At 38.6% G+C, this 13,133-nt stretch carries 13 protein-coding genes and 1 tRNA gene; 9 read left to right on the top strand and 5 right to left on the bottom strand.

What is annotated here, in order from left to right; translation table 11 throughout:
* Position 1: 1 nt before the first annotated feature.
* On the top strand, positions 2-1,156 hold the full coding sequence (locus KKD45_01810) for a hypothetical protein (GenBank protein MBU4309239.1): 1,155 nt from the start codon (positions 2-4) through the stop codon (positions 1,154-1,156).
* Between the two features lie 3 nt (positions 1,157-1,159).
* On the opposite strand, the gene KKD45_01805 is transcribed toward KKD45_01810, so the two are convergent.
* Positions 1,160-1,232 (bottom strand) — tRNA-Thr (locus tag KKD45_01805).
* Positions 1,233-1,343: 111 nt separating this feature from the next.
* Here KKD45_01805 and KKD45_01800 point away from each other — a divergent pair.
* Genes KKD45_01800 through KKD45_01790 form a run of 3 tightly spaced genes read left to right on the top strand, consistent with a single transcriptional unit; the run spans position 1,344 to position 4,618 of the window.
* Positions 1,344-2,990 (top strand): serine hydrolase, encoded by a 1,647-nt coding sequence (locus KKD45_01800; GenBank protein ID MBU4309238.1) that lies wholly within the window; start codon positions 1,344-1,346, stop codon positions 2,988-2,990.
* Between the two features lie 4 nt (positions 2,991-2,994).
* Positions 2,995-3,675 (top strand): cell division ATP-binding protein FtsE, encoded by a 681-nt coding sequence (gene ftsE / locus KKD45_01795; GenBank protein MBU4309237.1) that lies wholly within the window; start codon positions 2,995-2,997, stop codon positions 3,673-3,675.
* Positions 3,676-3,706: 31 nt separating this feature from the next.
* Entirely contained in the window at positions 3,707-4,618 is a 912-nt protein-coding gene (locus tag KKD45_01790; GenBank protein ID MBU4309236.1) for an ABC transporter permease, read from the top strand.
* A gap of 389 nt (positions 4,619-5,007) precedes the next feature.
* Here the strand turns inward: KKD45_01790 and fmt are convergent, their stop codons facing one another.
* Complete coding sequence (gene fmt, locus KKD45_01785) at positions 5,008-5,955, bottom strand: methionyl-tRNA formyltransferase (GenBank protein MBU4309235.1); 948 nt, start codon at positions 5,953-5,955, stop codon at positions 5,008-5,010.
* 50 nt (positions 5,956-6,005) lie between these two features.
* Between fmt and KKD45_01780 the strand changes: the two genes are divergently transcribed.
* The gene (locus KKD45_01780) at positions 6,006-6,626 is read left to right on the top strand and encodes a DedA family protein (protein ID MBU4309234.1); all 621 of its coding nucleotides are present in this window, start codon (positions 6,006-6,008) and stop codon (positions 6,624-6,626) included.
* Here the strand turns inward: KKD45_01780 and def are convergent.
* Positions 6,623-7,108 (bottom strand): peptide deformylase, encoded by a 486-nt coding sequence (def, locus tag KKD45_01775; protein ID MBU4309233.1) that lies wholly within the window; start codon positions 7,106-7,108, stop codon positions 6,623-6,625. The genes KKD45_01780 and def overlap by 4 nt on opposite strands.
* Before the next feature lie 58 nt (positions 7,109-7,166).
* Here def and KKD45_01770 point away from each other — a divergent pair, with 58 nt between their 5' ends.
* Positions 7,167-7,454 (top strand): hypothetical protein, encoded by a 288-nt coding sequence (locus tag KKD45_01770; GenBank protein ID MBU4309232.1) that lies wholly within the window; start codon positions 7,167-7,169, stop codon positions 7,452-7,454.
* On the opposite strand, the gene amrB is transcribed toward KKD45_01770, so the two are convergent.
* Both amrB and KKD45_01760 read right to left on the bottom strand, forming a co-directional pair.
* The gene (amrB, locus tag KKD45_01765; protein ID MBU4309231.1) at positions 7,455-8,243 is read right to left on the bottom strand and encodes an AmmeMemoRadiSam system protein B; all 789 of its coding nucleotides are present in this window, start codon (positions 8,241-8,243) and stop codon (positions 7,455-7,457) included.
* Between the two features lie 59 nt (positions 8,244-8,302).
* Positions 8,303-9,910: a hypothetical protein gene (locus KKD45_01760; protein ID MBU4309230.1), complete on the bottom strand. Its 1,608-nt coding sequence runs from the start codon at positions 9,908-9,910 to the stop codon at positions 8,303-8,305.
* Between the two features lie 248 nt (positions 9,911-10,158).
* Between KKD45_01760 and KKD45_01755 the strand changes: the two genes are divergently transcribed.
* The 3 genes from KKD45_01755 to miaA all read left to right on the top strand — a co-directional run bounded on the left by KKD45_01755 (position 10,159) and on the right by miaA (position 13,109).
* Positions 10,159-10,605, top strand: coding sequence for a hypothetical protein (locus KKD45_01755; GenBank protein ID MBU4309229.1), 447 nt, complete (start codon positions 10,159-10,161; stop codon positions 10,603-10,605).
* A 104-nt stretch (positions 10,606-10,709) separates the two neighbouring features.
* Positions 10,710-12,047, top strand: a complete 1,338-nt coding sequence (gene miaB, locus KKD45_01750) for a tRNA (N6-isopentenyl adenosine(37)-C2)-methylthiotransferase MiaB (GenBank protein ID MBU4309228.1) — start codon at positions 10,710-10,712, stop codon at positions 12,045-12,047.
* A gap of 126 nt (positions 12,048-12,173) precedes the next feature.
* Entirely contained in the window at positions 12,174-13,109 is a 936-nt protein-coding gene (gene miaA, locus KKD45_01745) for a tRNA (adenosine(37)-N6)-dimethylallyltransferase MiaA (GenBank protein ID MBU4309227.1), read from the top strand.
* Positions 13,110-13,133: the final 24 nt, after the last annotated feature.

Genomic DNA, 13,133 nt, shown 5'->3' with positions numbered 1-13,133 from the left:
TATGAATAATGTTGATGGCGTTCAAAAAATGTCACCCGATGAGATAAAAAAGAAGCGTGAGATAATCCTAGGCATGCTTGGCGAGGATTTTAACGCACCAAAATCAACCAATAAAAAAGTTGATGGTATTTTGTTTGAAAAAAAAATACCGCAGAGTGGAATTACCAAGGAGGTAGTTGCGGAAGCGGAAAAAAAGCATGCCGAAGAACAGAAAAAGGAATGGCAGGAAGAGCTTAAGAAAAATACATTGGTCGGTAAAAATATTTTAGAAGAACTGATTGTTGATAAAAAAAAGATACAATCAGAAAAAGGCAGTTTTGCCGAGATCGAACCAGAAAAGGAAATTATTAAAAAACAGCCTGTAAAAAAAGAAGTTACGTTCACTAAGAGAAAGGTGAATTCAAATAAGGTTCTCAATAAAACAAGTACAAAAATAAGACATCATGTCGTTGCTAGAATTAAGCATAGTAAAACATTTTTTTCTTTTACCACTATTCGCGTAAAGGAAATGCTTGAAATTTTTTCTTTTGTTTCGTTGGTGGCAATTTTGGCGCTTAGTGTTATTTATCTTTCTTTATTTTTATTAATCGTTAATTATGGAGTTGATAATCGCGTCTTTCGTTTTTTGGATAGATGTTTGCCTGTGCCGGCTATAATTGTTGATAATCGTCTTGTTGATTATTATGATTATATTGATTTGAAAAATAAGCTGAATGGCGACGGCGTCGGGGCGAAAAAGGAATTAATTAAAAATGTGATTACGAGGAAATTTTTTCGAAAATATGGAGCTGGTGATGTTGTTGCCAATGAAGTAATAAACAGCACTGGCTTAAATAGGATTAGAAAAATAAAAACATTAATTAATAAAGGGGGAGACTTTGATCAAATTGCTGGAAAATACGGAGACAAAAGAGAATTAATTAGTTTGGGATCTGATGATTTTTCTAAATATGAATACGGTGATAAGATCAAGGCACTCAATATGGGCGAGGTGAGTGATGTTATTTTTGATCAAAATGGTTATTATCTTTTTAAGTGCTACGAAAAAAATGACAGCAGCACCAGTCTCAGTTATATTTTTGTTCAAGCCAAAAATTTCGACGAGTATGTCGACGAAGCGGCTAAAAATATCTATTATGTGAGTTTTGTTGATTAGGTGAGCCCGCGGCCGGAATCGAACCGGCGACCTCTGCGTTACGAGTGCATTGCTCTACCAACTGAGCTACGTAGGCATCGTGCATAGTGCACATTTTTAAATATACCTATAATTGCGAATAATTTCAAGTCTTTGCGTTCCTTATATTTTATGTTATAATAAAGCAATTAGAATAAACTACATAATTATGACAAAAAGGATATTTTTAGTGGGAGGAATTTTTTTATTTTTAGCTTTTTCGACTGTATCAGCTGACAATGTTTTGAATGAGAATAATTTTAACATCAATTTAGATCACGCGACCATCCAGAAGGGATACACCGTGACTGCTTTTGCGGATAGAATAAAATTATCCCTAGTTCCTGGTATTTTGGCGTCTTCTACAGATGTTGAAGTTCTTAACTTGAGCAATGAGCCAATCGCCACTTCGTCTGAATTTGAGAAGATTAGCGATATTTATCAATTTGAATTTAAAAATAAACAAGCTTACGACAATCACAAGCCATTTTATATTCAATTAAGCTATGATCAGTCTGATAATCGTCGCAAGGGAGTGTTCTTTTTTGATAAAACAGTTAATATTTGGCGACCATTGCCGACTTCTGATTTTCCAGCTGAAAACTTTGTTCGATCATTGATTCATTTGCCCTATGCTAGAATTGCAGTTTTTGCCTATCCCGGGACAATGACCGTGGGCAAGACTTCTTGGTATAGCCACAAGGGCGGTAATTTCGCGGCCTCACCTGATTTTCCGATTGGTTCAAAGCTAAGAGTTAAAAGTCTTAATAGTAATAAATTTGTTGACGTGATTGTTAACGACTTTGGTCCTGATCGTAAAGTGCATCCTGAGCGAGTCATTGATTTAGACAAGGTCGCCTTTCAAGCGTTGGCACCCTTGGGAGCCGGTGTTATCGATGTGTCTATTGAGCCATTGTATATTGCGCCTGAAGGCGGGAAAGTTTTAGGAGTTATTGTAATGGAAAAGGTATTTGATAGTAAGGAAGTGGTAAAAAAAACAGAAGTAAAAGTTGTACCGAAAATTGATTTGACGGAAAAAATTAACATGAATTTAAGGGTGAAGTCGGCGATTGCGGTTAATGAAAATACAGGCAATGTTATTTGGGAAAAAGATGCCAACTCGGTTTTGCCCCTGGCAAGCCTTACTAAATTAGTTTCTATGAAGGTGTTTTTGGACACTAAGCCTGATTTAAAAAAAGTCGTTTCTTATTCCAGGCAAGATGAAAGATATAATCAGTCATATGTTGATGATGGTGGCGCGATTGCGAAGTTAAAAGTGGCCGATGGTGAAACAATGACAATTGAGGATTTGTTATATTCTTCCTTGGTCGGATCGGCAAACAACGCGGTTGAAAGTTTAGTTCGCGTTTCTGGTCTTGATCGAGATGTCTTTATTGATAGAATGAATAAGTATGTAAAAAGCATTGGTGCAAATTCATCATATTTTATCGAGCCAACTGGATTGGCGCCACAGAACGTTAGTTCCGTTCAGGATTACGTGGTTATTACCAAGGCGGTAATGAAAAATGCCACGATTAAGAAGGTGAGTACCGCAACTAGTTACGAATTCTTTACAAAAAACACTAAGAAATATCATCGTTTAGTAAACACTAATAGATTGGTCACTGGTAATAAATATGACATTACCGGTTCAAAGACTGGTTATTTGGTGGAGGCGGGCTACTGTTTAATGAGTCGAGTGAGTTATAATGGCGACAGTGTTATCGTGGTCACGTTTGGTGCCGAGGATAGAAGTACTAGTTTTTATGAAACCGAAAAATTAATAAAATATAGTTTAATAAATTTGAATTCCTAAAAAAATGATTCAATATCAAAATGTTATAAAATCATACACCAAGGATTATAAAGCCTTGAACAATATTAATCTCCATATCAAACCGGGAGAATTTGTTTCAATTGTTGGACAATCTGGTACTGGTAAAACCACACTAGTGAAAACGTTGATTGGTGAAGAGAAGATCGACGACGGTAAAATTATTATCGGTGGCTGGGATGTAACTAATATTGGTCAGCGCGAAATACCGGTATTAAGACGACAGATCGGCGTTATTTTTCAAGATTTTAAACTATTGCAAAAAAAGACTTTATTTGAAAACGTCGCTTTTGCGATGCAGGTTTGTGGCGGCAAGAACGCCAAGATTCAAAAAATTGTCCCACACGTTATGAAGATTGTTGGCCTTGAATCAAAAATGCATCGTTACCCAATGGAAATATCTGGTGGAGAGCAACAACGCGTAGCGATTGCACGCGCCTTGGTGCATCGACCAAAGATTTTATTAGCTGACGAGCCAACTGGAAATCTTGATTCTTTGAATACCAACGAAATTATTGACTTGCTATTACGAATTAACAAATTTGGTACCACGGTTTTGTTGGTAACTCATAATCGGGAAGTAGTGAATAACCTCAAAAGACGCGTTATTACCATTGATGGCGGTCAAATTGTCAGTGACCAAGAAAATGGTAAGTATATGTTGTAAAATATTTAATTTATTATTTTAAATCTACAAAATGTTTATTTCATTCTTTCGAGCAATTAAGTTTAGTATCCAAGACGTGGTTAGAAATATTTGGTTGTCATTGGTTACTATTATTATTTTAGTTTTAACTTTATTTACGGTTAATATGCTTTTGGTTGTTAAGGTGGTGGGGCAGACCGCCGTTGACACAATTAAGGAAAAAATTGATGTTAATTTATTTTTAAAAACCGATGCCCCAGAAGACCATATTGAGGCCTTGAAGATGAAAATTTCGTCTTTGGCTGAGGTAAAAAGCGTGGAATATATTTCTAAAGATCAAGCGATGGAAGAGTTTCGCTTAAGACATCAGGATAATCCGGAGATATTGGATGCCTTGAAGGAATTAGGTAAAAATCCATTAACACCAACCTTGGTTATTAAGCCGAAGAGTATGGATGTCTTTGATAGCTTAATTAATCAATTGAATATTATCGAGGATGATATTATTGAGTCTAGAAATTTCTCAAATTATAAAACAATGTTAGAGAAGATTAATGCGATTACGGAAAAGGTGAGCAATGCCGCCTTGGTCCTGAGTTCGATTTTTATCTTTATCACATTATTGGTTATTTATAACTCTGTACGCGTTGCTATTTATACACACAAGAAAGAAATTACGATTATGCGCCTAGTGGGAGCCTCAAATTGGTTCATACAGCTGCCATACGTCTTTTCATCGATAATCTACACCTTATTCGGGGTTGGCGCCGTCATGCTCATTTTTTGGCCATTTTTAAACCTTCTGCAGCCATACTTGGAAACTTTTTTTGTGAGCTATAATGTTAATTTGGTGCAATATTTTTACGGTAATGTTTTGTCAATTTTTGGAATCCAGTTCCTGGTAGCGGCGGCAATAAATATTTTAGCAAGTTTGATTGCGGTTCGGAGATATTCTAAGATATAATATTTTTTATACAAAATTATCCAGTAAGAGGTTGATTTTATTGGGGTTTTTTTGCTATTGACTTGTTTCTGATATAATATATAATATTAGAGTGCGTTTCGGATGAAAGCGGTTTACCGTCTAGTCTGAATGTCTCCTAGTTATTTCGTGATGACGTCAAAATCATTGCGACTCGATTAGGATTTAAGCATGGGGATATAAGAATCCGCACTTCGTAAGAAGCGCGGGTTCTTTGTTTCTTGAAATTAATGAGTTTTCCGGTTGCGTAAAACAATACTTACTTTCTAAATATATAAAAACAAACGGTTTTTTCTATGGCTGGGAATTTATTTTCCAACCAAAAACACTCAGCCTTTTTAGAAGCTGAGTGTTTTGTTTTAAAAAAATGTTTATTCTAATGTTGTGCCGATTAAATTCTGGTGACCGTTAAGAAATTCTTTATCAGTTAAGGCTTTTTTGCCTTCTAATTGTAATTGTTTAACGATAAGCGCGTCTTGTCCACACTGTACACATAATTTATCATCATTTATGAACAAAGTTCCCGGCGTATGACTGTTAATCTCTAAAACAGAATGTTCCGTTGAAATAATTTTTAAATTAATAGTTTTTAATTTGTAATTAGTAATTGCGCTCGCGCCTGGCCATGGTGACATTGCGCGCACAAAGCGTTCCAATTCGACCGCTGTCTTATTCCAGTCAATGTGTCCGTCAGTTTTTTTGAGCATACCGACATAGGATGATTTGTTATTATCTTGTGCCTGTGGTTTTAGATCGCCGGAAATATATTTTAGTAAAATATCTGGCAAGATGTGACCGCCCAGAGTTGAAAGTTTATCAAAAATAACACCAGTTGTGTCATTGTTTTCAATTTTAATTTTTTCTTGGTGGATAATGGCACCAGTATCCAAACCTTCGTCCATTTGCATAATAGTAATGCCGGTTTCAGGGTCGCCACCCATAATCGACGCTTGAATGCAGGCAGCGCCACGATATTTTGGCAAGAGTGAGCCATGGATATTGATACAGCCGTATTTAGGTGACTCCAGGATGCTCTTGGGGATGATTTGGGCGTAGGCCACTACAACTATCAAATCAATATCACTAAATACATCAAGAGAGAAATTGCGAATTTTTTCGGGTTGATGAACGGCAATTTTGTGTTCTAATGCTGTGACCTTAATTGGTGGTGAAGTTAAGACCTGCTTGCGGCCAATTTTTTTGTCAGGCTGCGTGATGACGCCGATAATTTCAAAATTTGCGCTATTAACTAGACTCTGCAGGGCAGGCACGCCGAAGTCGGGGGTGCCGATAAAGATTGTTCTGATTGGTTTGTTCATTTTATTTTTTATGTTATACTGAAACAATAAATATTAATTTCTGTTATAATATGTTTGAAATAGTGACGATTTTACTTACAGCCACTGCCAAGATGGGATATTGGGGGATAATTTTATTGATGGCAATTGAAAGTTCGTTTATTCCGTTTCCGTCAGAGGTAGTTATTCCTCCAGCAGCTTATTTGGCGTCTATGGGTCAAATGAATGTTTATCTCGTTATTGCTTCGGGAGTTGCTGGAAGCTTGATTGGTGCTTTTTTTAATTATTATTTAGCCATGACGCTGGGTCGCAAATTAGTCTTTGTTTTGGCTGGGCATAGATTTGCAAAATACTTTTTAATTGATCAGGCAAAAATAGAGAAAGCGGAAAAATACTTTGTAGACCATGGCAGTGTTTCAACATTTGTCGGTCGATTAGTGCCAGCAATCCGTCAGTTGATATCAATTCCGGCCGGCTTTGTTAGAATGGATTTAAAAAAGTTTTTCTTATTTACAACTCTGGGATCAGGATCTTGGACAGTTATATTAGCTATTTTGGGTTATCAATTTGGAGCAAATCAGGAATTATTGTCACAGTACTATAAGGAAATTTCTTGGTTTTTTGTGGCTGTTTTTGTTTTGTTGATTGGATATTATGCCTTTGTAAAAACAAATGGCAAAAAAGTCAATTAATCATTCTCTTCTCCAGTGAATTCATGAATATTAGTCGCGATGTCAATGAATAAGACGCCATCCAGGTGATCGTTCTCATGTTGAATTACTCTAGCCATCAAGCCGGTGGCTTCTACTCTTTGCTTGACGTTCTTCCGGTTGACATAATCAACTACGACCTGACGGTGTCTTTTCACCTTGCCAAAGAAATTCGGCACAGATAAACAACCCTCTTCGGCGATTTCTTTGGCCCAGGACTTTTTGACAATAATCGGATTGATAAAAAACTCCGGTCCAGTTTTTGTATTAATGACAAAAAGACGGATATTTTCTCCGATTTGCGGTGCGGCTAATCCAACGCCGTCTTTCTTGAGCATGGTTTCGGCCATGTTGTCGAGCATAGCCTGAAATGGCTTGGTTTTAACCTCTTGCAGGGCGACATCTTTGGATTTTTTCCGCAGTTGCTTGTTAGGATTTGTTAGGATTTTTAGTATTTTACTCATATGAATTAATCTTAGCAAATAGATTGCTTAAAATCAAGAAATTACTTATAATGTTTATATGGAAAAAAAAGAAGAAGGTTTTCAGAACTTCGGAGACATATTAAAAAGTCGACAAATAAAAAAAGCCCCGGCATACCAGTGGCAAGATTTTGCGTTGCAAATTATCAAAGAATTAAACATTCCGCCAACGAAAAAGGGTTCAGTTTTTAAAATTTGTAAAGATAGGCCAAGAGCTTTTGTTGAAAAATGCCTAAATGATACTAAGGAACTTTGTAATAGTAAGGATAAGTGGCGTTATTTTTTTAAACTTGCCAGTCTGACCAATATTACGCCCAAGAAGGATTAGCTATAAATCAAAACTCATAGTCAGGTAGCCAACGCCAAATGGGTGTTCATAGGAATGTAATTTGGGGGTATGCTTGATACCATCCAGGATGCCGAGTAGAATTAAAATTGATTTTAGGCCGCATTCGCCAGCTTCGTGGATCAGTTCGTGATCCATCTTTAAGATCTCCTCAGTTTTATTTTGTTTTAGAAGATCGATAAATTTTTTGTCGAACTTTTTGCCTTTGGGTGAATAGCCAGCGGGTGCGTCTTTGGTAATGCGATGGGAAAGATCGCCAGAGGCAATCACGGCGATTTTGTCTTTGTGAAATAAAAGCTCACGTTTTAGCAGTTGTCCAAATTTAAAATGAGCGTCATAATTCAATCCGGAATAGTAGAGTGGAATGATTTTGATATGCTTTAAGTCTTTGGTTAATAAAAATAGAGGTACGGCGGAGCCATGGTCAAGTTCGTGTTCAGTGGTCATCTGTAGGGGCGCCTTAGTTTCTAATTGTTCGCGAATGCGATGGGCAAGGCTGATATTGCCTGACCAAGTTTGTGTAGTTTCGAGGTCGCCAAAATTTCGAAAATCGCAATGAAACTCTGGAGAAAGATTGATGGTAAAAGACTTGGGTTGAATAGTGCCGTGCGGAGAGATAATAAAAATAGTATCCACCTCATTCTTGATGAGCTCTTTGCGAATACGTTCAAATGATCGGCTGGTTTCCTCTAACTTATTTAAATTTTCTTTGCCAATGCTGGGAATAAGAATCGGTGGATGGGGGACGATGGCTGAATAAACTAAGGACATAACTATTAATTGCAAACTTTAAATTTAAAACTTAAAATTTACATTTTAAAATATTAAATTTATGGATTCAATATACTATTAATTTCGCTTTGCAATGTGCTATCAGTGGTGGTAGCTGGGATAACTGGAGTGGCTGGCATGGTTGCGGTGCTGGTGGCCGTGGTGGAGATGGCCGGTGTGCTGGTTGCTGGTGTGCTGGTCGCTGAAGTGCCTGGGTCCGTAATGACTGGCTCAGCAATTAATGGTAGGCCTTCTTCGTATAGGGCTAGGATTTTTGGTGTAACAGCAATAATGTTATCCCATTTGTAGCCCATATCTTCAAAGAGTTCTCCGGACGTTATTAAACGGCGCTTGCCTTGATCAATAACAAATACAGCCGGAGAATTGTTTGGTTTGATTAATTCGCCATCGCCAAAAATAGCTGGAGCAACCGTGGTGTAGCTAGCTAATTTAGTCGAGTCTACTGGGGTAATTGATTTGTATTTGAATTTTGTTTTTAATAAAATCGCATCCCAGAGTGGTGCTTTGGTGCCATCGGATACCCAATAAATGCCACCGGTTTTTTTGTCTTGCAATAAGGCACCAGTTGGATAAGTGGAGGTAGCGGTGATATTCGCACCATCTTCATAGGCATTGAGATCGGTCCAGCTGGCACTAACCACTTCTTCTGGATTGATACCAACCTTGCGGAAGGCCTCGCCATCTGAAAAGCCTCTTTTTTTATCATCAACTATTAAGAAGATTGTGCCACGGGGTGAGCGGACAACGGAGTATTGGGGAAACTTAATGCCGGCGCCTTTTGGATAACTATCCAAAACACTCTTACTAACGGTAATTATTTTTTTGGTGTCAAAGCGGCTGGTTAAAGCCCCACGACTAAGAAATGGTCTTTTTTTGCCGTTTTGAATCATCCAAACCCCACCCTCGCCCTTGGCTTGCATTAAGGTGCCATTCGGATAATTACGAGAAAAATATTTCATCCACAAATTGAAAAAATTAAAATTGCCATTATAAACGTGAGGAGTATAATTATATAATCCAGCCGTAGCGTTGTTTTCGATGGTTACCACTGAATCGGCGTGACCGCTACTGTTGCGGAAGGTGTAGGTGTTGCCAGCTTTGTAGCCGTAGTTCTGGGGATTTTTGACATAGTCATAAAATTGTAATGAGGCTGAATTGATTTGCTTGCCAATGCCGGTCCAGCGATTATTGCACGCCACGCCATCAGGACAACCATAACCGCAAGCGAAATCAAGTTGCCGTTGGGTTGGGCTAGTGTCAGTAATCAGGCTTTGTTCTTTTTGTAGGAGCACCATTAAAAATTTAGGATTAATTGTGACCGGTCTGCACTTTACTTGCTTTTCGGTAACTGACGGATTGGCGCTTAAATCCTTGGCATCATCACAATCAAAATTATTTGCGGCATTATAAATGATCTCCGCCGTGGTCATTAACTTACCACTGTAATCTTTAAAAAGATTCTTGGAAATGTAGCCACCTTTATCATTTAAAAAATTGCGGATATCTTCCAGTGACATGCTGGATGAATCTAATATTTCTTGATCGGTGATAATGTTATTCGGATTAAAGGCATCCGCCTTGACCTTGGTCGCTATCAGAGAAATCATGATTAGCACAAGAAATATCGCGTAGTTTTGTTTTTTCATAAATACGTAAATCTTATTTTATTAACCTAAATATTATAGCATATGAGAAAATATTCGACAAATTTAAGACAATAAAAGTCCATATTGTGCAAGTTGTAATTTTTGACCAATATTGTTGACATTTTAAGTAATTTTTGATAAGTTTTTGATACGGATTTTTTTAAATTTAGCAAACAATTAAATGGCTAGTAAATTAATTCAAGGATGAAACAAGGCGGGAAATATTAACATTGAGAAGGAGGAGCAAGATGAAGAAGGTGGAAAAAGAAAAGGAAGTGATAATTGCCCTGGCAAGGCATGATCAATCGTTGTCGGAGGTTATGGCTGCTGTTTGTGCAGTTGCCGTAGAGGCAGTTCGAATGGATGATATCCAACTGATCTTTAGAACAATGACTATTTTTTCAGCGGACAGCCCAAGCACGGCATTGACTACACTTGCGCACGAAGTTGGCATACCCGTCTCGACGACGCAGGAGCGAAGGAATATTCTCGATTTGATGTTGGCGATGGCAACAACGCTGGAAAGCATCGGTGCTTCCAAGGGCGCCGCGGCTATCAGTCGAACTGTTCAAAAAATACATCTGGACGGTTATCGTACTCACGATAATTTTTCTGAAACCACAGATGATTCCAAGAAATTGCACAGCAACAAGGCCATGGGCAATATCGTTCTTTTGAATTTGCACAAGAAGTAATAAAATTACAACACAAGGCGCCACCTTTCGAAGATGGCGCCTTTTTTATTTGCGGTCTTGAAAAATTCTCCTTATTCTGTTAGATTAAGTTAATAAAAATAACTATGAAAAAAACATATCATATTGTGGTTTTTGGTTGTCAGATGAATAAGAATGATTCTGAGCGCATGGCCACGTATTTGGAAAATTTAGGGTTTAGTGAAGAATCGGTCCGCGACAAGGCGGACTTGGTTTTGTTTACCACTTGCGGTGTGCGTGGTTCGGCAGAGAGTCGGATTTATGGCATTATTCCAAAATTGAAAAAAATCAATCCGAACAATGTTATTGTTTTGACTGGTTGTTTGTCGCAACGTGCTGATGTGCAAAAGATTTTGAAAAAGAGTGTTGATATTTGGATGAATATAATCGACCTCCCGAAATTACACGAATTATTGCCGGAACGTCTACGGGCGGTTAACGCGGAAGAGATATTTAAAGTGCATGGTATCAGAAAGGAATCTTATTTTAGCATTGAAGCCAAGCGACAATCGACTTTTGCGGCCTACGTGCCGATTGGCAATGGCTGTGATAATTTTTGCACCTACTGCGTCGTGCCCTATGCGCGCGGGCGTGAGGTATATCGACCGGCAGGCGAGATTGTGGCGGAAGTGAAGGATTTGATTGCGAAAGGCTACAAGGAAATAAATTTAATCGCGCAAAACGTCAACAGTTATAACTCCCTCGCCCCGCGGGAGAGGGTCGGGGTGAGGGGTGACGTTGTCAATTTCCCAGAGCTATTAAAAATGGTCAATGACATCCCGGGAGAATTTTGGTTGCGTTTTTCCACCAATCATCCCAAGGATATGAGCGAGGAATTGATAGAGATGGTGGCGCAGTGCGAGAAGGTTTGCCGTCATATTCACGTGCCGGCGCAGTCGGGAAGTAATGAAATTTTGCAAAGAATGAATCGTAAATACACCCGTGAACATTATCTTGATTTGATTAAAAAAATTCGCGCAGGTTTGGATGCTGATTTGCCGGTGGCGATTACCACTGATATTATTGTCGGCTTTCCCGGTGAAACCGAAGAACATTTCCTGGATACAATGCGATTATTTGAAGAAGTAGAATTCGACATGGCCTATGTTTCCGAATATAGCTCACGTCCAGGCACGGCGGCGGAGAAAATGGGCGATGATGTGACGAATGAGGTAAAAAAGGAACGGGCGCAAAGATTAGAAAGTATTTTAGAAAAAATTATCAAAAAAAGAAATGAACAATATTTAGGCAAGACAGTGGAGATGTTGGTGGAGGGGATTAATAAGAGGGGAGAATGGTATGGCAAAACACGCGCGGGTAAAGTAATTAAGATGAATAAGAGAATCAAAGCTGAAGCCGGTGATTTTGTGATGGTGAAAATTGTGAAAATTAGAAATTTCGGCTTTGAGGCGGACGAAGTGTAATCACTCTTGTCATCCTGGAGCGAAGCGATAGGATCTTCGACTACGTAAAAAACGTACAAAGCGGAAGATTCTATCACTGCACTTCGTTTCGTTCCAGAATGACAAGCAAGATTGATTAGTTTTATTATGAATAAGTTAAAACCAAAAAATAAAGTCGTGGTCATTCTTGGACCAACTGCCAGTGGTAAAACCACCCTGGGCGTTTTTTTGGCGAATAAATTCAAGGGCGAAATTATCAGCGCCGATTCGCGCCAGGTTTATCGTGGCATGGACATCGGCACTGGCAAGGACCTGGGCGAATACGGCGACACGCCTTATCACTTGATCGACGTGGTTAGTCCTAACACCGAATTTGATCTCGTTAAATACAAAAAACTAGCCAAGAAAGCGATTACGGAAATTAGTGAGCGTAAGAAATTACCACTGGTCGTCGGCGGTACCGGATTTTATATCCAATCCTTAGTCGATGATATGAAACTATCCTCCGTTGGACCAGACAAAGACTTTCGCGCCGAGATGGAAAAGCTCAGCGTGGAGGAATTGGTGGCGAAATTGGAAAAATTAAAACCAGACTTTGCCGAAAAATTAAATAACAGCGAACGCAACAATCAAAGACGCCTGATTCGTTATGTTGAAATCGCACGTGATAATGCCAGTGATTTATTTGTTGGCAAGAGTATCGCGAAAAAATCTAGCGATTGCGAATATTTAATATTAGGAATCGCTTGGCCGCGTGACGTGATCCAAGACCGCATTTACAAAAGACTAATTGTGCGTCTCGAAAAAGAAAACATGATTGAAGAGGTCGAAAGATTGCACAAAGAAGGTGTGTCTTGGAAAAGACTGGAGAGTTTTGGGCTCGAATACAAATTCATCGCCAAATATTTACAAAAGAAAATGACCTACGACGAAATGGTGGAGAAACTCAACATAGCCATCCGCCAATTCGCCAAAAAACAAATGAGCTGGTTCCAGCGTTGGGAGAGGCAGGGGACGAAGATAAATTGGGTGAGTGAGAAGAAAGAGGCGGTGGAGTTGGTGAAGGAGTTTTTGAAAAAATAAAAAATAAAAAAGGCGCTATCCGAA

The organism is Patescibacteria group bacterium (assembly GCA_018897195.1).
In the GTDB taxonomy this organism is placed as follows: domain Bacteria; phylum Patescibacteriota; class Patescibacteriia; order Patescibacteriales; family UBA12075; genus JAHILH01.
This window is presented reverse-complemented; position numbering and strand designations above follow the sequence as displayed.